The sequence below is a fragment of the uncultured Sphingomonas sp. genome (assembly GCF_902806265.1).
Classification (GTDB): Bacteria; Pseudomonadota; Alphaproteobacteria; order Sphingomonadales; family Sphingomonadaceae; genus Sphingomicrobium.
The window spans coordinates 1-20,198 of sequence record NZ_CADCVZ010000027.1 but is presented as its reverse complement, the minus strand read 5'-3'; the positions used below and the strand labels follow the sequence as shown (position 1 = coordinate 20,198).

Genomic DNA, 20,198 nt, shown 5'->3' with positions numbered 1-20,198 from the left:
GCTTCACCTCGAAGGCGATGACAGAGCGCGCCCATGAACATCCTCCTCACCGGCGCCAGCCGTGGCATCGGCGCTGCCGCCCTGGCCGCACTTGAAGCATCCGGTCACCGCGTCGCCGGCCATTCCACCCGCGGTGGCTCCGGCCTGATCGACGCGGACCTGGCCGATCCCGCGGCACCGCGGCGCTTGTGGGAGCAGGCCGTACATGCGCTCGGCGGACGGATCGACGTGCTGGTCAACAATGCCGGCGTCTACGAAGCGGTCGGCGACGATGCTTCGGACGACGAGTGGCACGCCGCCTGGTCCCGCACCATGACCGTGAACCTCCAGGCCTCCTCCGACCTCAGCCGCCTCGCCGTTCAGCATTTCCGCACGATCGGGGGCGGCCGCATCGTCAACGTCGCGAGCCGCGCCGGCTACCGCGGCGACTCGCCTCAGCATTGGCATTACGCGGCGTCCAAGGCGGCGATGATCGCCGTCACCAAGACCGTCGCGCGCGGCTACGCGGCCGAGAACATCCTCGCCTTTGCCGTCTGCCCGGGCTTCACCGTGACCGAGATGACCGAGGGATATCTCGCCACCCGCGGCGGCGAGAAGATCCTGGCCGAGATCCCGCTCGGCCGCGTCGCCAGCGCCGCCGAAATCGGCGAGATCATCCGCTGGCTGGCTAGCGGAGCCCCCGCCTCCGCCACCGGCACGATCGTCGACGCCAACGGCGCCAGCTATGTTCGCTAGCCTCGTCGCGCTGGCGCTGGCCACGCAGCAGATCGTCGTCCCGCTCGGCCGGCCGACGCCCGTCGAGCGCGCCCGAGCCCCGATCGAGCAGGCCGGTCCGCAATGGGCCGGGGCCTGCGGCGACTCCACCGACTGGGACCGGCCCGCGCCGCCCGTCCGCATCCACGCCAACACCTATCTGGTCGGCACCTGCGGCATCTCGGCGATCCTGGTCACCGGCAGTGACGGCCATGTGCTGATCGACGGCGGTACCGAGCGTGGCGCGGAGGTGATCGCCGCCAACGTCCGGGCGCTCGGCTTCCGCCTGCGCGACATCCGCTACCTGCTGCACAGCCATGAGCATCTCGACCATGTCGGCGGCACCGCCCGGCTGCAACAGCTGACCGGCGCGGCGCTGGTCGCCTCCGCTCCGGCCAGGCCAGCGCTCGCCACCGGGGTCGCCACCGCTGACGATCCGCAGGTCGGCATGCACAAGCCGTTTCCCGCGGCCACGGTGAACCGAGTGATCGCGGACGGCGGCACCGTGCGGTTCGGCAATCTCCTGCTCACCGCCATGGCCACGCCCGGCCACACCCCGGGCGCGCTGAGCTGGCGCTGGGAGAGCTGCGACGGCGGCGTGTGCCGGACGATGGTCTACGCAGATAGCCTTTCCGCGATCAGCCGCGACGACTACCGCTTCTCCGACCACCCGGCCACCGTGGCCGCGTTTCGCGCCGGGCTCGCCAGGCTGGCCGCGAGCCGCTGCGAGATCCTCCTTACCCCGCACCCGTCCGCCAGTGCGATGAAGGAGCGGATGACCGGCCAGCAGCCGCTGTTCGATCCCGCGGGCTGCCGCAACTACGCCGCCGCCAAGACCAGGCAGCTCGACGAGCGGCTGGCGAAGGAAGCCGCCGGCAAGTGAGCTGGCGCGCCACCCTCCCCTGCACCCGCGCCCAGGCCGAGGCGCTTCCGCAAGCGGACGACCTGTTCGCCCACTCGTCCTCGCCGCCGGTGCTGGTCGCGGACGAGCCCGACCCGGCCAAGCCCGACGACTGGCTGCTCCACGCCTACTTCGAGGACGAGCCCGACGCCCACGAGCTAGGGCTGCTCGCATCCCTCGCCGACGGCCCCCCACAGGTCGAGCAGCTCGGCGACGAGGACTGGGTCACCCGCAGCCAGGCCGGTCTCGAGCCGATCCGCGCCGGCCGCTTCTTCGTCCATACGCCCAGCCACGTGGCCCAGGACGGCGCGGTCAACTTCCAGATCGACGCCGGCCTCGCCTTCGGCACCGGCCAGCACGCCACCACCAAGGGCTGCCTCGGAGCGCTCGACCGGCTGGAACGCGACGGCAGGCGCTTCCGCAACATCGCCGACATCGGCACCGGCACCGGCCTCCTCGCCTTCGCCGCGCTTAAGCTCTGGCCGGAGGCGCAAGCGATCGCCACCGACATCGACCCGGTCGCGGTGGAGGTCGCCCGCGACAATGCCGCGATCAACTGCGTGCCCCTGGGCGAGAACCCGGGCGAACTGCTCCTGGCGGTAGCCGGCGGCATGGACCACTCGCTCCTCGCCGCCCGAGCTTCCTTCGACCTCCTCATCGCCAACATCCTCGCCGGCCCGCTCATCGATCTCGCCCCGGCGTTCGCGAGCGAGCTCGGACCCGGCGGAACGATAGTGCTGGCCGGCCTGCTCGACACGCAGGCACAAGCCGTCGCCGTCGCCTACACGGCGCGAGGCCTCACACTGGTCGACGCGGGTTCGGGCGAGTGGCCGGTCCTGGTGCTGAGCGCCACCTGAGCGAACATCCGCTTACGACCCATTGCAGACATTCCGAAACGAGGGTCAGCGGACTGACCTATCGTCCATTCTGTTCATTGTTGTGAAGGTAGGATGCGTCAAAGCCTGCCGCACTTCGCAGGCCAACCGGGTCGAGGATCGTGAGCGTCCTTCCCCCAAGCTCGATCAAATGCTCGGCTCTTAATCGTTGAAGCATTCGGTTGATGTGGACCGGCGTGAGGCCAAGCGTGTCGGCGAGGTGATCCTGCGTGAGCGGAAGGTGGAAGGCACCTTCTTCCGCACGGCCGACGTTCCGCATTCTGACGTGCATCTCACACATGAGGTGGGCGATCCGCGCATAAGCATCGCGCCGTCCGATATTGACGATCCACTCCCGCAGCACGCCCTCATCGACCAACGTGGCCCACCACATCGCTCGCATGAGGCGGGGCCGGTCGTCGCATAGCGTGTCCATTTCGTGACGGGAGATGTCAGCGACCGAGACCGGGGTGAGCGCGACAATCCCGTGATCCATCTCTCTGAGGATGGTCACATGCAAGTCGCAGAAATCGCCTGGGATCAGGTATGCGGTGATCTGCCGCTCGCCGTTGGGAAGGATCTTATACCGGGCAGCCCAACCATCGATGATGAGATGAACGTGGTTGGGCCGTTCTCCATCGGAGATGATATCGCAATGCGCCTGAACCGACCGCACCTTGCGACTGGCATGAACGATGGCCTGTCGATCATCCCTGGAGAGCGGCATGAAGCCACCCAGCTTCATCAACAGAGGGTTTTCGGCCTCCGGCAAATCGCGCTGTGTGGCCATTAACGTAGGTTAGGACGTAGACGCGGCAGCGTCCAACGCTAATGTCCGCTTTCCACCCAAAGCAGACATCCAAAATCCGATCCGTCCCGCGGGATCGCGCTGTGTCCGGCCGCAACCGACTTCTGCTTCAGCACATCATCACCTCACGGCGTCCAACCTCAACTTCAAGCTGTCCTACAGCCCCACTTTGCGCATAGTTCTTTCGGGCCATGGACTCGCCCGCACCGTTGCACTTCGCCCCCGCCCCTTGCCGCCGCCGCGATGGCTGGACGGCCGAGCGGCAGCGGCGCTTCATCCTCCTGCTCGCCGGGGGCTGCTCCGCTCATGACGCGGCGGCGGAGGTCGGCCTGTCGCGCCAGACCGCCTACGCGCTTCGCTCACGCCCCGAGGCCGCCGATTTCGCCCGTGCCTGGGACCAGGCTGCCGCCTCCGCCCGCAGCACCGCGCAAGCGCGAAAGGCGCGGTTCCGCACGGAACGGACGGCCGACGGTCGCCTGCGCGTCCCGCGCGCCTACCGCGGCCGGCTGATCGGCACGATCGAGCGCGACGACATGCGGGGCGCCATGGCCCGGCTCCGCTCGCTGGACCGGATGCTGGACCGCTCGCGAAAGCTGACAAAATGAGGAGCGAAACGAGTCAAGCGATCGGCGTTGGCGAGCCCTCAAGCCGCCGCGACGATCCGCGCCCATTCCTCCTCGCCGACCACCCGCACGCCAAGCTCCTCGGCCTTCTTGAGCTTGGACCCGGCGCCCGGTCCTGCCACCACCAGGTCGGTCTTGGCGCTCACCGATCCCGCCGCCCGTGCGCCCAGCCGCTCGGCCTGGGCCTTGGCCTCGTCCCGGCTCATGGTCTGGAGCGAGCCGGTGAACACGATCGTCTTGCCGGTCCACTCGGTCTCGCGCGCCTGGTTCACGAACGCGGCAGGTCGGGCGAGCGCGAGGAGGGCGGCGAGCTGCTCGCGGTTGTGCGGCTCGTGAAAGAAGTCGTGCAGCGCCTCGGCCACCACCGGCCCGACGCCCTCGACGCGCGACAGTTCGGCGATCCCATCCTCGCCCGCCGCCGCCTCGGCCAGCGCCTCGATCGTCCCGAACGCCTTCAGCAAGTCCCGCGCGGTGACGATGCCGATGTGGCGGATGCCGAGCCCGAACAGCAGCCGCGCCGGATCAAACCCCTGCTTGGCATCGATCGCCGCAAGCAGGTTGTCGACACTCTTCTCCTTCCAGCCCTCACGGCCAAGCAGCTCGGCGCGGTGCTCGCGCAGGCGGAAGATGTCGGCCGGCCCATGCAGCCAGCCCAATGCGGCGAACTCCTCGATGGTCTTCTCGCCCAGCCCCTCGATGTCCATCGCGCCGCGGCTGACGAAGTGCTTCAATCGCTCGATCCGCTGCGCCGGGCAGATGAGCCCGCCGGTGCAGCGCACGTCGACCTCGCCCTCCTCCGCCACCGCCTCCGACCCGCACTGGGGGCACCGTTCGGGAAACGCGAACGCCGGCCGCCGCTCGTCGGGGCTCAAGTTCTCGACCACCTGCGGGATCACGTCGCCGGCCCGCTGGATGCGGACCCGGTCGCCTTGGCGGAGGCCGAGCCGGGCGATCTCGTCGCGGTTGTGGAGGGTGACGTTAGCCACCATCACTCCGCCGACGCCGACCGGCGTGAGCCTGCCCACCGGAGTCAGCTTGCCGGTGCGTCCGACCTGCACCTCGATCCGCTCGAGCGTGGTTTCCGCCTTTTCTGCCGGGAACTTGTGCGCCAGAGCCCAGCGGGGCGCCCGCCCGACGCTCCCCAGCCGCTCCTGCCAGTCGAGCCGGTCGACCTTGTAGACCACGCCGTCGATGTCGAACGGCAGCTCGGCCCGGGAATGCTCGATGGCTTGGTAGTGGGCGAGCGCGTCCTCGATCGTTTCGCAGCGGCGGAACAGCTCCGACACGGGGAAGCCGAGTCCCCTCAGCCGCTCGACCGCGTCCGCCTGGGTCGCGGCCAATGGCTCCGACAGCTCGCCCCAACCGTGCATCAGGAAGCGCAGCGGCCGCGCGGCGGTGATGCTCGGATCCTTCTGGCGGAGCGAGCCTGCAGCGGCGTTGCGCGGATTGGCGAACACCTTGCTTGCCGCCTCCGCCTGGCGCGCGTTCAGCGCCGCGAAGTCCTGCTTGGACATGTAGACCTCGCCGCGGACCTCAAGCAGCTCGGGTGCCCCCGTCAGCTCCTGCGGAATGTCTTCGATGGTGCGGGCGTTCGGGGTGACGTCCTCGCCCACCGCTCCGTCGCCGCGGGTCGCCGCCAGCACCAGCCGCCCGCTCTCATAGCGGAGCGAGCAGCTCAGCCCGTCGATCTTGGGCTCGGCGGTCAGCGTCACCGGCTCGTCCTCGGGGAGGCTGAGGAAGCGCCGCACGCGCCGCAAGAACTCGCGCACCTCCTCCTCGGAAAAGCCATTCTCCAGGCTGAGCATCGGCCGGGCATGTGCCACCTTGGCCAACGCCGACGAGGGCGCCGCCCCCACCTGCCGCGAAGGGGAGTCCGGCCGGATCAGGTGCGGGTACTGCGCCTCCAGCTCGGCATTCTCGCGGACCAGCGCGTCGAACTCGGCGTCGCTGATCTCCGGCGCGTCGCCGTCGTGGTACAGCTTGTTGTGCCGCGCGATCTCCCGCGCCAGCCGCATCAGCCGGTTCGCGGCATCGGCTTCGGTCAGCTCCTGCGTGGCCACGTCAGCCGAACAGTTCATCCAGAAATAGGTTCAGCGACGCCCAGCTACGCCGCGCCGCGGCCTCCTGGTAGGCGACGCCCTCGATCCCGGTCTGGTGCGCCTGCGGATTGGTGAAGCCGTGCCCGGTATGACCGTAAGCGTGGATCTGCCAGTCTGCGCCGGCCTCCGTCAGCTCCTTGCCGAGCGCGACCACGGCTTCGGGCGGCACTAGCGGATCGTCCCAGCCGTGATAGGCGACCACTTTGGCGCCGATCGGCTGCGGCTCGAGGCCGGGTGGATCGAACAGCCCGTGGAAGCTGGCAACGCCCGCCACCTTCGCGCCCGCCCGGGCGAGGTCGAGCACGCACATGCCGCCGAAGCAGAAGCCGATCGCCGCGATGCGGTCGCGCTCCACACCTTCCTGTCCGCGAGCGACGTCCAGTACCTCGATCATCCGGTCGCACAGCGCCGCCCGGTCGCCTTTGAGCCGGCCCATCTCGCCGAACATGGTGTCGCGCGGAGCGCTGCGGAGGTGCTTGCCGAACAGGTCGGCGATCAGCACATGGCAACCGGCCTCGTTCAATCGTCGCCCGAACCCACGCTCCAGGTCGGTCACGCCCATCACGGTGGGCACGACGATCACCGTGCCCCGAGCCGAGCCGTCCACGGGCATCAGAACATGCTCCAGCGCCTCACCCCGGAAGTCGTGTGCAGTCCCCTGTTCGCTCATGCCGCCTCCAACAGCCGCGCAGCCTGCGCCCGCGCTTCGTCCGTCACCGCGGCGCCCGACAGCATCCGCGCGATTTCCTCGCGGCGTTCGTCCGCGGAAAGCTTGCGCACGGTAGTGCGGGTGCCCTCCGCGCCGTGGCTCTTCTCGATCCGATAATGATGCTGCGCCCGTGCCGCGACCTGCGGGGAGTGGGTCACGACCAGCAGCTGCGACTGCCCCGCGAGGCGAGCCAGCCGCTCGCCGATCGCGCTCGCCACCGCGCCGCCGACCCCGCGGTCGATCTCGTCGAAGATCATGGTCGAGGCGCCGCCCGCCTCCGCCAGCGCGACCTTGAGCGCCAGGATGAACCGCGACAGCTCGCCGCCCGAAGCGATCTTGGTCAGCGGCCCGAACGGCGCCCCGGGGTTGGTCGAGACGGTGAACTCCACCCGGTCGATGCCCGAGGGACCAGCCTCCGCCTCCGACAGCGAGGTTCGGAAGCCTGCGGCCTCTAACTTCAACGGGGCGAGTTCGGTCGCCACCGCCGCGTCCAGCCGCTCCGCCACGGCTTGTCGCCTCTGCCGAAGTTCAGTCGCAGCGGCGTCATAGGTCCGCCGCGCTTCCGCCAGCTGCCGCTCGAGTTCGGCGATGCGCTCGCCGCCTGCTTCAATCAGCGCCAGCTTTGCCTCCATCTCCTCCCCGAACGCGGCCAGCGCGTCCGCCTCGACCCGATGCTTGCGGGCGAGCGCGCGGATGTCGAACAGGCGGCTTTCGACCAGCTCCAGTCGCTGCGGATCGAACGCCATGGCCTCCGCCGCGCGCTCGATCTTCTCCTCCGCTTCGGCCGTCTCGATCACCGCGCGGTCGAGCGAGGCTAAGGCCTCGGCCAGTAGCGGGTGATCCGCCGCACCCCGCTCGATCCGCCGCGCCGCCGTCCGCAGAGACGCGAGCGCGCCGTCCGACCCGCCCAAGAGCTCGTCCAGTCCCTGCAGCGCCTCGCCCGCCTTGGCTCCGGCCTGCATGGTGGCGCGCTGCTCTGCTAGGCTGGTCTCTTCACCGGCCTCAGGAGCGAGCTTCGCAATCTCCTGGGCGGCGTGGGTCAGGTAATCGCGATCGCGCTCCGCTGCCTCGGCCTCCGCGCGAGCCCGGGCGAGTTCGTTGGCAAGGCGCGCGACGCTGCCCCACGCCCTGCTCACCGCGACCGTGTCGATCCTTCCGAAAGCGTCCAGCAGAGCGCGGTGGCCCTTGGGGTTGAGCAGCCCGCGGTCGTCGTGCTGGCCATGGATCTCGACCAGGGTTCCGCCGACCTCCCGCAGGACCGCAGCCGGAGCGGCCGAGCCGCCGACGAACGCGCGGCTGCCGCCATCGGCCTTGAGCTGGCGGCGTAGCAGCAACGGTTCGCCGGGCTCGGCATCGATCCCCGCCTCGTCGAGCAGGGCAGCTGCCGGATGATCTCCCGGCAGTTCAAACGCTGCGGTGACCGCGGCGGCCTGCTGACCGCTCCGCACCAGGCCGCTGTCCGCGCGGGCGCCGAGTGCGAGCCCCAGGGCGTCGAGCAGGATGGACTTGCCCGCCCCGGTCTCCCCGGTGAGGACGCCCAGCCCTTCGCCGAAATCGAGTTCAAGCCGGTCGATCAGCACCACGTCGCGGATGACGAGCTGCCTCAGCATCGCGCGGGTGCGTCGCTCCTCAGCTCTGCGGAGCGGCCGCCGCGACCTGCTGCGGCGGCGGGTTGCGCTGGATCAGCTGGTAGGCGCGCTGGTACCATTCGGTCCCGGGATAGTTGCGGCCAAGCACCGCCGCCGTCTTCTGCGCCTCGGTGGGTACGCCCAGCGCAAGATAGCTTTCGGTCAGCCGCATGAGCGCTTCGGGCGTGTGGCTGGTCGTCTGATACTTGTCGACTACCGCGCGGAACCGGGTCACCGAGGCCAGCCAGTTGCCCTGCCGTTGGTAGAAGCGGCCGACCTCCATCTCCTTGCCCGCGAGATGGTCGTTGATGAGGTCGAGCTTGAGCCGGGCGTCGGCGGCGTAGCGGCTTTCCGGATAGCGGCGGATGAGCTCGTTGAAGGAGTCCGAAGCCTGCTGGGTAGTGCGCTGGTCGCGACTGACGTCCGCAATCTGGTTGTAGTAGCTCATCGCGATCAGGTAGTTGGCGTAGGGCGCATCCTTGTTGCCCGGATGGATCGTCAGGAAGCGCTGGGACGAGCTGATCGCTTCCGGATATTTCTTGGCTGTGTAATAGCTAAACGCGCTCATCAGCTGCGCGCGGCGGGCCCAGACCGAATAAGGGTGTTGGCGCTCGACCTCGTCGAACAGCTTGGCCGCTTCCTCGTAGCGGCCGTCGTCCAGATACTGCTTCGCCACGCCGTAAAGCGTGTTCACGTCGGTCGCGACGTAGCTCGTATCGGTGCTGGCGCGGTTGCGCGCGCAGCCCGCTGCCGGAAGGATAATGGCGCACAGCAGAAGCGCCGTCGTGGATCGGGAAAGGTTGAGCATGGAGTGGCCTTCTAGCGCTGCCCTGGCGGCGAGGAAAGCGGCGCGATGACGCCCCATGGCTGAACGGCGGCTGGCCGGGTCAGACCACCGCTCCATCCGAGCGCTTGACGGGCGCCGCGCTTGCTTCTTCCGCTCGCACGAAGCTGTCCGGCTTGACCCCCAGCCAGACCAGGATCGGCGCGGAGATATAGATGGACGAATAGGTCCCGATCACCGTTCCAAGAAAGATCGCGAAGGTCAGCCCGAAGATGACGTCAGGGCCGAACAGCAGAAGCATTCCGAGGGCCAGCAGGATTGAGCCCGAGGTTACGATGGTTCGCGACAGCGTCTCGTTGAGCGACAGGTTGAGCAGCGGGACCATGGCCATCTTGCGGTACTTGCGCAGGTTCTCACGGATGCGGTCGTAGATCACCACCGTGTCGTTGAGCGAATAGCCGACCACCGCTAGGAAAGCCGCGACGATGTTGAGATCGACCTGCCACTGGGTCAGTGCGAAGAAGCCAAGCAGCAGCGAAACGTCGTGGAACAGCGTCGCCAGTGCGCCGACCCCGAACTGCCATTCGAAGCGCAGCCAGATGTAGAGGGCAACGCCAAGCATTGCGAGCACCAGCGCGAGCAGCCCGTCGCGGCCCAGCTCTTCCGACACCCTGCCCGACACCGTCTCTACCGAATCGACGCGGCTGCCCGGGTATTGCTGCGCCAGCAACTGGCGCACGCGGGAAGCGGCGGCATTCGCGGAGGCCTCCCCCCCCTCCGGCTTGGGCAAGCGAATCTGGAAGCTGGTCGGTCCGCCGAACTCCTGGATGCTGGCTTCGCCGAGACCCAGGCTGCCGATACGGCCGCGAAGCTGCTCCACGTCCACCGGCTGGGCGAAAGTCGTGCGGACCATCTGCCCGCCGACGAAGTCCACGCCGAGGTTGAGGCCCCGCATGCCCACCAGCACCAGCGCGGCGATCGTGACCAGCACCGACAGGATCAGCGCGATGTTGCGGATCCCCATGAAATCAACGTTGGTGTTGTCCGGGACGAGCTTCAGCAGCTTCATGGGAGCCTTCTAGATCGTCAGTGCGCGGGGGCGCCGGCGCTTGACCCACAAGGCCACCAGCATGCGGGTGAAGTTCACCGCCGTGAACACGGAGGTAATGATGCCGATGAACAGCACCACGGCGAAACCGCGGATCGGGCCGGAGCCGAAGTAGAACATCAGCGCGGCCGCGATCGTGTTGGTGATGTTGGCGTCGAAGATGGCGGTGGATGCCTCCTTGTAGCCGGTCTCCAGCGCGTCCAGCACCTTGCGCCCGCGTCGCAGCTCCTCGCGGATGCGCTCGTTGATAAGCACGTTGGCGTCGACCGCCGCACCGATGGTCAGCACAAAGCCGGCGATGCCGGGCAGCGTTAGCGTCGCATTGAAGATCGCCATGATGCCGAGGATCATCAGCGCGTTTATGATCAGCGCCAGGTTCGCGTACACGCCGAAGCGGCCATAGGTGATCAGCATGAAGGCCATCACGGCCAGGATGGCAATGGCCGACGCGATCGCGCCCGCCCGGATCGAATCTTTGCCGAGGTCGGGACCGACTGAGCGTTCCTCGATCACGTTAAGCTCCACCGGCAGCTGGCCGGACGCCAGGCTGATCGCCAGCGCGTTGGCGCTTGCCACCGTGAAGTTGCCGGTGATCTGGGCTTGGCCGCCGAGGATCGGTTCGTTGATGTTGGGCGCCGACAGCACCTTGTCGTCGAGAATCATCGCGAACGGCTTGCCGGCATTCTCCTGCGTGACCCGCCCGAAGCGGCGCGCACCCGCGGAGTTGAAGGTGATGGAGACGACCGGCGCGCCCGACTGCTGGTCGAAGGTTTGCTTGGCATCGACCAGCTGCTTGCCCTCAACGATCACGCGGCGCTGCACGGCGATGGCGCCGGTGCCGTCGGCCATCGGCAGCACCTGGCTACCCGGCGGAGCGCGTCCTTGCGCAACCTGCTGCGGGTCCGCGCTGAGGTCAACCAGCTTGAATTCGAGCCGTGCGGTCTGGCCGATCAGATCCTTTAGCGCTTCCGGATCCTCGACCCCAGGCACCTGCACCAGGATGCGGCGGTCGCCCTGGTTGATGACGGTGATCTCCTTGGTGCCGCCGGGATCGATGCGGCGGCGGACCACGTCGCGCGCCACGGTCATCGCGTCGCGCAGGCTGGCCTGTGCTCCCGCCTCGGTTGGGGTGATGACGATCCGGTTGCCGTCCTGCACCGCCACGTTCCAGGTGCGGGTGCCGGTCAGGCCAACCGGCTGGGTCAGCGTCCGCAGCCGCTCCACCGCGTCGTCCAATTGGACAGGATCGCGCACCAGAAAGGAGATGCGGCCGCCCGCGGTGGACAGGTCGCCGATCTGGATCCGCGGCTCGCGCCGAAGCTCCGTCTGGACATTGTCCTCCATCGACTGGAGGCGCTGCTTCTCCGCATCGGCAAGATCGGCTTCCAGCAGCAGGTGGCTGCCACCCGCCAGGTCGAGGCCGAGGTTGATGCGGCTCTGCGGCAGCCAGGACGGGAGCCGATCCGCCGGAAGCAGGCTCGGGACCGCCAGCAGGATGCCGAGCAGGATCGTCAGGCTGATCGCCCACACCTTCCAGCGGGGGAAGTCCAACATCAGTCGTTGGCCGGTTTCGTGCTCGCCGGGGTAAGCACCTGGCTGATGGTGCTCTTGACCACGCGGACGCGGGTGCCCTGCGCGATCTCGACCTCGGCTTCAGTGTCGTCGACCACGCGAGTGACCCGACCGCGGATGCCGCCGCCGGTGACGACCTCGTCGCCCTTCTTGATCGCGGAGATCGCCGCCTGGTGCTGCTTGACCCGCTTCTGCTGCGGCCGAATCATCAGCAGGTAGAAGATCAGAAAGATGAGGACCCAGGGGAGGATGCCGATCAGAAAGGCGGCTGCGCCCGGCTGGGCTCCGCCCGCGGCGGCCGCGGTGAAGGGGAGAAGCGCGCTCGACATTGGCGTGGTACTCGGGTCCTTGAGCAAAGATGGTCGGGGCGACTGGATTCGAACCAGCGACCCCCACACCCCCAGTGTGATGCGCTACCAGGCTGCGCTACGCCCCGACCGAAGTGCGGCATCTAGTTGCGAGCCCGGCACAAGGCAAGGCATAGGGCCACGCGGGGAGGATCGAGGGTGGCACGTCGGCGCAAGGGCAAAGGGATCGGTCGGGCGGCGCTAGCGCTGCTGGCGATCCCGGCGCTGTACCTGCTTGCGGCGCTCGCCGGATCGCTGATTCCCGTCAATCGCGGCTGGGAGGAGCCGAACCGCGGCACGACCGTGTACCTCCGCTCCAACGGCATCCACGTCGACATCGTCATGCCAGCGGTTGCGGAGGGTCTCGATTGGCGGCCGCTGTTTCCGCGCGGTCACTTCCGCGACGCGCCCGCCTCCCCGAGCTGGTTCAGCTTCGGCGCGGGCGAGCGGCGGGTGTACCTGGAGACCCCGACCTGGTGGGACATCAGCCCGCGTACGGTATGGGCGGCGTTGGCCGGTGGCGAGCGGGTCATGCACGTCGATCGGCTGGAGCGACCGGGGCCGAACCTCCGCGCCATCCGCCTCCGCCCTGAAGAGTATCGCCGGCTCTGGGCCGCCATCCGGGCCCAATTCGATCTCAGCGCGGGCGGGCCACGGCGGATCGATCATCCCGGCTACGGCTCCGACGACGCCTTCTACGAGGGCCGCGGCAAGGCGAGCGCCGTCAGCACCTGCAACAACTGGGCCGCCGAGCAAATGCGGCTGGCGGGGGTGGAGGCAAGCCTGTGGTCGCCGTTCGCGGAAGGGCTGACTTGGCGGTACCGGAAAACCGACGCTCAGCTCGGATAGCGCTCGAACTGAGGCAGACCGTCAAGGTTCTCCATCCACCCGATGCGGTCGGCTGTTTGTATCTGCGCTTGCAGCGGAAAGGCATCCGGTCGATCGAGCGTCGCTGACTGGATGTCGATTTGACCCGGGAAGATCTGGTCGTTCGTGTAGAAGAGGCTGCTGCCGCAAGTGGCGCAGAAGTATCGTTCCGCATGCTCCGAGCTGCGATAGCGCGCCGGCTCTCCCCTGACGGTGACATCCTCCTTGGCGAAGAGAGTCCACGCCACCGCCGGAGCGCCGCTGAACTTGCGGCAGTCTGCGCAATGGCACAGCGCATGATGAACCGGCGCGGCGCCTTCCCTCAGCTCATAGCTCACCGAACCGCAGTGGCAGCCACCTGCTTCAGCCATCTTCCAACTCCAGTTGCCGACTCAACCAACTGCGCGAAAATGACAGACCAAAAAGAACATCACAAGAACGTCAGAGCACGTACCGCGACAAATCCGTATCCCGCGCGATGCTGCTCAGCTGCGAGTCCACGAATCCCGCATCCACCGTTAGCGTTTCGCCGCCACGGTCCTCCGCCTCGAAGCTGACCGTTTCCAGCAGCTTCTCCATCACCGTCTGCAGCCGCCGCGCGCCGATGTTCTCGACCGCTTCGTTGACCTCCGCGGCCGTCCGCGCAAGCGCGCGGATGCCGTCCTCGGCGAAGTTCACCGTGACGTTCTCCGTGCCCAACAAAGCCTGGTACTGCTCGGTCAGGCTCGCCCGCGTCGCCGACAGGATGCGCACGAAGTCGTCTTCGCTGAGCGCCTTCAATTCGACCCGGATCGGCAGGCGACCCTGAAGCTCGGGCAGCAGGTCCGCCGGCTTGGCCACGTGGAACGCGCCAGAAGCGATGAACAGGATGTGGTCGGTTTTGATCGGCCCGTACTTGGTTGCGACCGTGGTGCCCTCAATCAGCGGCAAGAGATCGCGCTGCACGCCTTCGCGGCTGACCGAGCCGCCGCGCACGTCCGACACGGCGATCTTGTCGATCTCGTCGAGGAAGACGATCCCGTTCGCCTCCGCGTCGGCCAGCGCCGCCCGATTGACATCGTCCTGGTCGAGCCGCTTGTCGGCCTCTTCCTCCACCAGCTTTGTGAAGGCCGCGGGCACCTTGAGCTTGCGCCGCTTCTTGGGCGCGCCGCCCATCGCCTTGCTCATGATCTCGCCCAGATTGATCATGCCGACCCCGCCGCCGCCCGGCATGTCGAACGGCATGGCCGGCGCTTCCGACACTTCGATCTCGACCTCGGCGCCATCCAGGCTGCCGTCGCGAAAGCGCTGGCGGAACGATGCCCTCGTCGCCTCGCTCGAGCCCTTGCCCGTCAACGCATCGAGCAGCCGGTCCATGGCCGCTTCCTCCGCCGCTTCCCGCACCCGCTCGCGGCGGCGTTCCTTTTCCAGCCGCACCGCTTCCTCGACCAGGTCGCGGGCGATCTGCTCGACGTCACGGCCGACGTAGCCGACCTCCGTGAACTTGGTCGCCTCCACCTTGACGAACGGCGCGTCGGCGAGCTTCGCCAGCCGCCGGCTGATCTCCGTCTTGCCGCAGCCGGTGGGCCCGATCATCAGGATGTTCTTGGGCGTGACCTCGTCGCGCAGCTCGGGCGCGAGCTTCTGCCGCCGCCAGCGATTGCGCAGCGCCACCGCGACCGCCCGCTTGGCCTCGTCCTGGCCGATGATATGTTCGTCCAAGGCACGCACGATGGCCTTGGGAGTCAGATTGTCGTTCATGGGTTCCTAGATGATCTCGACCGTCAACCGATCGTTGGTGAACACGCAGACCTCCGCGGCGATCTGCATGGCGCGGCGGGCAAGCGTCTCCGGGTCCGACTCATACTCTGCCAGCGCCCGCGCCGCTGCCAGCGCGTAATTGCCGCCCGACCCGATCGCCGCGATCCCCGCCTCGGGCTCCAGCACGTCGCCGTTGCCGGTGAGGATCAGCATGACCTCCGCGTCCGCGACGATCATCAGCGCTTCAAGATTGCGCAGGTACTTGTCGGTCCGCCAGTCCTTGGCCAGCTCCACCGCCGCCCGCATCAGCTGGCCGTGGTGCTGCTCCAGCTTCTTCTCTAGCCGCTCGAACAAGGTGAATGCGTCGGCCGTTGCGCCAGCGAAGCCGCCGATGACCTTGCCGTCCTTGCCGATGCGTCGGACCTTGCGGGCATTGGGCTTCATCACCGTGTTGCCCATCGATACCTGGCCATCGCCGGCGATGACCGTACGCCCGTCCTTCTTCACGCCCAGGATCGTGGTCCCGTGCCAGCTTTCCAATTGGTTGCTCCCGCTACTCGCTCGACCCTGAGGTGGGTGGCGCGGTGGCGGAGCGCAAGAAAGCCGCAGTGTCGCGCAGCGCCGGCGTCTTCCGCCGGAAGGGCCGGGCGAGCGATACGACCAGGTCGGTGTGGTTGGCGCCTGGATAGAGGCGCAAGGTGGCCGGCGCCCCCAGCGACTGCAGCCGGGCGGCGAGACGCTGACTGTTGCGTGGGAAGACGACTCGATCGGCCGTGCCGTGCGCCAGGAAGATCGGCGGGGCATCAGCGCGGGCAAAGCTGATCGGCTGCGTCGCCCGGACGTCCGACCAATGTGCGAAGGCGTTGCGGCCACGGCTCTCCGTGAACGGCGCGAAGTCGAGCGGCGCGGCCAGCAGCGCTGCCGCCTTGACCGTGCGCGGATCAACACCGGCGCCGTCGAGCCAGCGGCGGTCCAGCGCCAGCATCGCCGCGATGTAGCCGCCGGCACTGTGCCCGGCGAGGGTGATGCGCTCGGGATCGCCGCCGTAGCGCGCGACGTTCTCGCGGGCCCACCGAAGCGCCAGCGCACCATCTTCCACGAACGCCGGGAAGCGCACCGCCGGCACCAGCCGGTAGTCGGGCACGACCGTGACGAAGCCCTGCCCCGCGTAGGCCGCGCCGGCGAAACCGTAATCGCCGCGTGAGCCCGAGTCCCAACCGCCGCCGTAGAAGAACACCAGGACCGGCAGCTTCTGCCCCCGGTACCGGCGAGCAGTCGGCACCCACACGTCGAGCGCCTGCCGCTGCTGCGATCCGTAGGCCGCACCGCGGACGACCCGGGTCGCGCCGTCGCCGCCGGGCGTCAGCCGGTCCAGGCCGTTCAGCAATCCCGCCCCGGTGCAGCCGGTCAGCGCCATCAAGGTCGCCGCCAGGGCCGGCCGGCGCCAACGGCGGTCGCGCAACCTTCTAGCCTGCAGGTTCACGCCCGGGCAGGCGCCCGCGAGAAGCTCCTGCGGCGCATGCGGCGGCGGAGGGGGTCGAACAGGCTGCGGCGGGTCACCTGCTCGAACATGGCGTCCGGGCTCTTGGGATCAAGCAATTCGGTGTCGGCGATCAGCTTGGCCGCGGAACCGGGGTCCTCCACCGACAGTGGGACCAGCGTCTTGCCGGGCCGCTGCAGCCGCTCGATCGTCCGCAGCAGAGAGCCGGTTTCCGCGAAGGTCCGGGCAACTTCCTCCTCCGTTGCGGCGAGATGTTCGGCCATCAACCGCGTTCGAAGCGCCGCGATCGTCTCGCGCCGCCCCTCGTCCGCTGTTTCCATGGTCAGGTCGCATTCGCTGTCGAGTCCCAGCGAACGATTGTTCATGTTGGATGAGCCCACGCGCAGGATTCGGTCGTCCACGATCATCACCTTGGCATGGACGTAGATGTCCTCCCCGCCTTTGGTCTTGGCGGTGAAGATGCGGAAGCGGTTGTGCGGATCGAACCGCCCGATCAGCTGCGCCAGCCGCACCCGGGTCGCATCCATCGCCACCTGCTCGAGCCAGCCTTCCGCCTTGACCGGTCCCACCAGCACGATCTCGGGCGGGTCGGGCTCCTTCATCCGCTCGATAATGGCGGCCGCGACCTTGGGCGAAGTAAAATACTGGTTCTCGGCGTAAATGAACCGCTTGGCCGTGCGGATCATGTCCAGGAACAAGGCCTCGACTTCCCTGACCTCCGGCCAGTCACGATAACCGGCGCTGGTCCGGGCGATCGCCAGTTCAACGTTTCGGTATTGCGGCTCCAGGCCATGGGGCCAGATGCAGTCGGCTTCGCTGATCGCGGGAAGCTCCTCGCCGGTGGCGCGCTGCCAGCGGTCTCGCGCCAGTCCGCCGATCGCGGCGGCGATAGGACCCTCCACCGCCATGGTCGCGTCGTGCCACGGCGGATAGGGCCGCCCGTTGGGACGCACCCGGTCCGGATCGCCATCCGCATGGATCGGGCGGTCCCAGCGATCGCCGGTCATGTCGATACCACCGCAAATGGCGAAACAATCGTCGATCACCACGATCTTCTGGTGGTGGCTGCAGCCAGGCGGATGCGCGCCGTCGAGCCGGAAGTGGATCGCCTTTTGCACCGCAAGTCGCGCCATCCAACCCATGGCGCTGCCGCGGAACAAGGTCTTGAGCGCACCGAAATCCCAACGCAGGATCTTGATCGGAACGTCCGGCTTGGTCTTGGCGAGATGAAGCAGAAAGGCGCCCAGCGTCTCGTCGCGGTTCGCCTCCTCCGTCCGATCGAGCTTGATCCGCGGGTCGAAGTCCCAACCAATGATCAGGATGCGGTGCTTGGCCTGCAGCATCGCCTGGCGGATCACGCGGTAGTAGTCGCATGCGTCGATGATCACCGCCGCTCGGTCGGCCCGCTCGATCCGCCAGCAATTCCGTCCAGGATCGAACAGGCTCACCCCACCTCCGTTACGCAACTCGTGAGCACAAGGTGGCCCGTTCGCTCGGGCGGCGCAATGGGCGTTGGCGGCGCTACCGTTCCGCGCTTCAGCATGGATCCCGGGTCGTAGCCCGGGATGAAAGGCGCGGACCTACCGTTCCGCGCCCTTCACTTTGCCCCAGGTCCGGGCCGCCGTGTAGCCAAGGTAGCCGGTGCCGAACAGCGCGTAGAGCTCTTCGGGAATGCCGCGCAGGTAGGCGGTCATGCCGTTGGCGATGCCCCTCGCCATGTCGGGGTTCACCGCGGAGATCAGGCCCATGGGGATGGCCCATAGAATCAGTGCGTACATCATGTAGAGGAAGCTCGGGCGGGCGCGGCTGGTCCAGGGATCGTTGGAGTTGGCCTCGGCGATGATCGCCTGCATCTGCTGGGCGATGGCGGCGGCCTCCTGGTCGCCCTGCAACCTCAGCAGCTCCAGCTTGGCCCGGTCGCGTGCCTGCGGGTCGGGAATGATCTTGTCGATGAGCTTGGCCAACGGCCCAACGACCGCCTCAAGAATAGCCATGTTTGCATCCTTTCTATCGCGAATGGTCCCAGAGGTCGCGGTCCTAGCTGATTTTGGCTTAGCCGAACTCACCGATACGGTTCGCCAGCCAGCCGTAAAGAAAGGCCTCGTTGGCCGGCCGCTTCTCCGCCAGCCGCAGGTAGCGTTCACCCTGGAGCGCCTCCAGCGCCCGCAGCAGCACCGTCTCGCCCGCGATTGCGCCCCGCACCTCCAGGAAGGTATCGAGCGCGGCCAAGGTAATCGGACCCAGCCGCCCGTCGGGCACGAGATCCGGATAATCCTTGCCGTTGCGGTTCAACGCGGTGAGCGCGCGCTGGAGAAAGGTCGCCGCTACGCCCGGCCCCATGTTGGCGCCGGTATCGAACAGCTCCGCGGCGACCCGCGGTGCCCGCCTGGCCACCTGGCCACCTGGTGGAAGCGCGGCCGCTGCCAATATAGCCGCCGGTAGATTGCCTCGGCTTCCTCCCGCGGCAGAGATGCCACCGCCCCGCCATAGCCGTGGGCGCGGGCCACCGCCTCAGTGATGCCCCACCGCGTCGGTCCGCCGCAATCGGCCGGGTGGTTCACATACCCACCTTCGCGCTCGATCAACGCCTCGATCAACTCCGCCACACCAAGTACGCTCATCTCCAACCTCGCCTGCCACTATCCACCGAGTCGCTGACGCGCTAACCTTTTTGGTTATGTGTAGGACAGAGGTTTTTGCCTAATAGAGCAACGCACGCGCGGCGGCGAAGGCCTGGGTTCGCGTAAAAAGCGCATCGATCACCGGCGTTGCGACATCAACTCGGCGGGCGATTTCCACCACGGCCCCGACCAGCGCTTCCAACTCGATCGGTCGTCCGGCTTCGACATCCTGCAGCATGGAAGTCTTGAAGGCTCCGAGCCGCGCAGTGACGGCCAGGCGCTCAGCCGCGCTCTCCTCGATGGGGCAGCCGATCGCTGCTCCGACCAGCCGGGCTTCTTCCATTGCGGCGACGATCTCCGCCCGATGCTCCGGGTCTCGGAGAATGCGGTCGGCGGTCAGCCCGGTGGTGGCGGAGATGGGGTTGATAGTCATGTTGCCCCACAGCTTGTACCAGATCGCCCGGCGGACATCGCCGCTGGCCTCGGCGGGAACGTCGGCATCGGCGAAGGTGCGGGCGAGTGCCTCCACCCGCGGGCTGACCCCGCCGCCGATCTCCCCCAGGATAAGCCGGTCGGCATGGACCACCTCCACAATCGCCGGAGCGCTTCGGCGGCAGGCGGCGTGAACCACCCCGCCGAGCACTTGGCCGAGCGGCAGTGCGGCGGCGATCCGGCCGTCCGGATCCACGCTGCGCAGCGGCTCCCCGCCCGGCAGCCACCAGGGCACGCCGTTCTGCAGCGGCAGGATCAGATTGTCCGCGCCGATCAACGGTCGGGCCTGCTCCGCCGCCTCGGCCAGGCCGGTCGCCTTAGTGGCGAGCAGCAGCAGGTCGCATTTCTCTCCGTCCGCCTCGGCCAGCACCCGAACGGAGGCAAGCTCCTCGCGCCCACCTTGGATCAGCCGAAGACCCCCGCGCAGCGCTTCCGCCGTGTTCTTCCGCGCAATGACGCTGACCTCGTGCCCGGCCAGCGCCAGCCGCCCCGCCAGCCAGCCGCCGATCGCTCCCACCCCGATGACCGCAACCTTCACTTTCAGCCCCGCTACCCTTGTTTGCGCCGTTCCCCGCTGTTACTGGCCCCACTCGCCTTCGTGAACGGCACGCCGCTTTAGCTCAGCTGGTAGAGCACATCATTCGTAATGATGGGGTCACAGGTTCGAGTCCTGTAAGCGGCACCACCTTTCAACCACTTAGCGCAGGCCGAGGCTCTCCAGCGCCGGCAAAGGTATCAAGCTAGGTATCCGAGTTGCTTTCGGCCGAGCA

20 protein-coding genes, 2 tRNA genes and 1 pseudogene are annotated in these 20,198 nt (G+C 67.9%); 6 read left to right on the top strand and 17 right to left on the bottom strand.

The window, feature by feature from the left end:
• The first annotated feature begins 33 nt into the window (after nt 1-33).
• Genes QZX62_RS06235 through QZX62_RS06225 form a run of 3 tightly spaced genes read left to right on the top strand, consistent with a single transcriptional unit; the run spans nt 34 to nt 2,511 of the window.
• Entirely contained in the window at nt 34-735 is a 702-nt protein-coding gene (locus QZX62_RS06235) for an SDR family oxidoreductase (protein ID WP_294172992.1), read from the top strand.
• Nucleotides 725-1,636 (top strand): subclass B3 metallo-beta-lactamase, encoded by a 912-nt coding sequence (gene bla, locus QZX62_RS06230; protein ID WP_294172990.1) that lies wholly within the window; start codon nt 725-727, stop codon nt 1,634-1,636. The genes QZX62_RS06235 and bla overlap by 11 nt, the downstream gene beginning before the upstream one ends.
• Complete coding sequence (locus QZX62_RS06225; protein ID WP_294172988.1) at nt 1,633-2,511, top strand: 50S ribosomal protein L11 methyltransferase; 879 nt, start codon at nt 1,633-1,635, stop codon at nt 2,509-2,511. Before bla ends, QZX62_RS06225 begins: the two co-directional genes overlap by 4 nt.
• A 58-nt stretch (nt 2,512-2,569) precedes the next feature.
• Here QZX62_RS06225 and QZX62_RS06220 read toward each other — a convergent pair whose 3' ends face one another.
• Nucleotides 2,570-3,319, bottom strand: a complete 750-nt coding sequence (locus QZX62_RS06220; RefSeq protein ID WP_294172987.1) for a Crp/Fnr family transcriptional regulator — start codon at nt 3,317-3,319, stop codon at nt 2,570-2,572.
• A 209-nt stretch (nt 3,320-3,528) separates the two neighbouring features.
• Between QZX62_RS06220 and QZX62_RS06215 the strand changes: the two genes are divergently transcribed.
• Nucleotides 3,529-3,942: a hypothetical protein gene (locus tag QZX62_RS06215; RefSeq protein WP_294172986.1), complete on the top strand. Its 414-nt coding sequence runs from the start codon at nt 3,529-3,531 to the stop codon at nt 3,940-3,942.
• 38 nt (nt 3,943-3,980) lie between these two features.
• On the opposite strand, the gene ligA is transcribed toward QZX62_RS06215, so the two are convergent.
• The 8 genes from ligA to QZX62_RS06175 form a co-directional block, all read right to left on the bottom strand.
• Entirely contained in the window at nt 3,981-6,038 is a 2,058-nt protein-coding gene (gene ligA / locus QZX62_RS06210; RefSeq protein ID WP_294172984.1) for an NAD-dependent DNA ligase LigA, read from the bottom strand.
• Complete coding sequence (locus QZX62_RS06205; RefSeq protein ID WP_294172982.1) at nt 6,022-6,729, bottom strand: dienelactone hydrolase family protein; 708 nt, start codon at nt 6,727-6,729, stop codon at nt 6,022-6,024. The genes ligA and QZX62_RS06205 overlap by 17 nt, the downstream gene beginning before the upstream one ends.
• A complete protein-coding gene (gene recN, locus QZX62_RS06200) occupies nt 6,726-8,378 on the bottom strand; it encodes a DNA repair protein RecN (RefSeq protein WP_294172979.1) in 1,653 nt (550 codons plus the stop codon). The genes QZX62_RS06205 and recN overlap by 4 nt, the downstream gene beginning before the upstream one ends.
• A 19-nt stretch (nt 8,379-8,397) precedes the next feature.
• Nucleotides 8,398-9,204 (bottom strand): outer membrane protein assembly factor BamD, encoded by an 807-nt coding sequence (locus tag QZX62_RS06195; RefSeq protein ID WP_294172978.1) that lies wholly within the window; start codon nt 9,202-9,204, stop codon nt 8,398-8,400.
• Nucleotides 9,205-9,283: 79 nt separating this feature from the next.
• Nucleotides 9,284-10,249 (bottom strand): protein translocase subunit SecF, encoded by a 966-nt coding sequence (gene secF / locus QZX62_RS06190; RefSeq protein ID WP_294172976.1) that lies wholly within the window; start codon nt 10,247-10,249, stop codon nt 9,284-9,286.
• Nucleotides 10,250-10,258: 9 nt separating this feature from the next.
• Nucleotides 10,259-11,842, bottom strand: coding sequence for a protein translocase subunit SecD (gene secD / locus QZX62_RS06185; protein WP_294172975.1), 1,584 nt, complete (start codon nt 11,840-11,842; stop codon nt 10,259-10,261).
• Nucleotides 11,842-12,189 carry a preprotein translocase subunit YajC gene (gene yajC / locus QZX62_RS06180; protein ID WP_294172973.1) on the bottom strand — a complete coding sequence of 116 codons (348 nt, stop codon included), beginning with the start codon at nt 12,187-12,189 and terminating at the stop codon, nt 11,842-11,844. Before yajC ends, secD begins: the two co-directional genes overlap by 1 nt.
• A 30-nt stretch (nt 12,190-12,219) precedes the next feature.
• Nucleotides 12,220-12,296: transfer RNA gene (locus QZX62_RS06175), tRNA-Pro, on the bottom strand.
• 70 nt (nt 12,297-12,366) lie between these two features.
• Between QZX62_RS06175 and QZX62_RS06170 the strand changes: the two genes are divergently transcribed.
• Nucleotides 12,367-13,056 carry a TIGR02117 family protein gene (locus QZX62_RS06170; RefSeq protein ID WP_294172971.1) on the top strand — a complete coding sequence of 230 codons (690 nt, stop codon included), beginning with the start codon at nt 12,367-12,369 and terminating at the stop codon, nt 13,054-13,056.
• Here the strand turns inward: QZX62_RS06170 and QZX62_RS06165 are convergent.
• From QZX62_RS06165 to QZX62_RS06130, 8 genes and pseudogenes are all read right to left on the bottom strand, one after another.
• Nucleotides 13,044-13,445 (bottom strand): GFA family protein, encoded by a 402-nt coding sequence (locus tag QZX62_RS06165; protein ID WP_294172970.1) that lies wholly within the window; start codon nt 13,443-13,445, stop codon nt 13,044-13,046. The genes QZX62_RS06170 and QZX62_RS06165 overlap by 13 nt on opposite strands.
• A 70-nt stretch (nt 13,446-13,515) precedes the next feature.
• On the bottom strand, nt 13,516-14,814 hold the full coding sequence (gene hslU, locus QZX62_RS06160; protein WP_294172968.1) for an ATP-dependent protease ATPase subunit HslU: 1,299 nt from the start codon (nt 14,812-14,814) through the stop codon (nt 13,516-13,518).
• Nucleotides 14,815-14,820: 6 nt separating this feature from the next.
• On the bottom strand, nt 14,821-15,354 hold the full coding sequence (hslV, locus tag QZX62_RS06155; protein ID WP_294172966.1) for an ATP-dependent protease subunit HslV: 534 nt from the start codon (nt 15,352-15,354) through the stop codon (nt 14,821-14,823).
• Between the two features lie 13 nt (nt 15,355-15,367).
• Nucleotides 15,368-16,276: an alpha/beta hydrolase gene (locus QZX62_RS06150; protein ID WP_294172964.1), complete on the bottom strand. Its 909-nt coding sequence runs from the start codon at nt 16,274-16,276 to the stop codon at nt 15,368-15,370.
• 17 nt (nt 16,277-16,293) lie between these two features.
• Entirely contained in the window at nt 16,294-17,763 is a 1,470-nt protein-coding gene (locus QZX62_RS06145; RefSeq protein WP_294172962.1) for a phospholipase D-like domain-containing protein, read from the bottom strand.
• 132 nt (nt 17,764-17,895) lie between these two features.
• On the bottom strand, nt 17,896-18,309 hold the full coding sequence (locus tag QZX62_RS06140) for a holin family protein (protein WP_294172961.1): 414 nt from the start codon (nt 18,307-18,309) through the stop codon (nt 17,896-17,898).
• A gap of 58 nt (nt 18,310-18,367) precedes the next feature.
• A pseudogene (locus tag QZX62_RS06135) lies at nt 18,368-18,936 on the bottom strand (glycosyl hydrolase 108 family protein).
• A gap of 79 nt (nt 18,937-19,015) precedes the next feature.
• Nucleotides 19,016-19,966 carry a 2-dehydropantoate 2-reductase gene (locus QZX62_RS06130; protein ID WP_294172960.1) on the bottom strand — a complete coding sequence of 317 codons (951 nt, stop codon included), beginning with the start codon at nt 19,964-19,966 and terminating at the stop codon, nt 19,016-19,018.
• Nucleotides 19,967-20,037: 71 nt separating this feature from the next.
• Here QZX62_RS06130 and QZX62_RS06125 point away from each other — a divergent pair.
• Nucleotides 20,038-20,113 (top strand) — tRNA-Thr (locus QZX62_RS06125).
• The last annotated feature ends 85 nt before the right edge of the window (nt 20,114-20,198 follow it).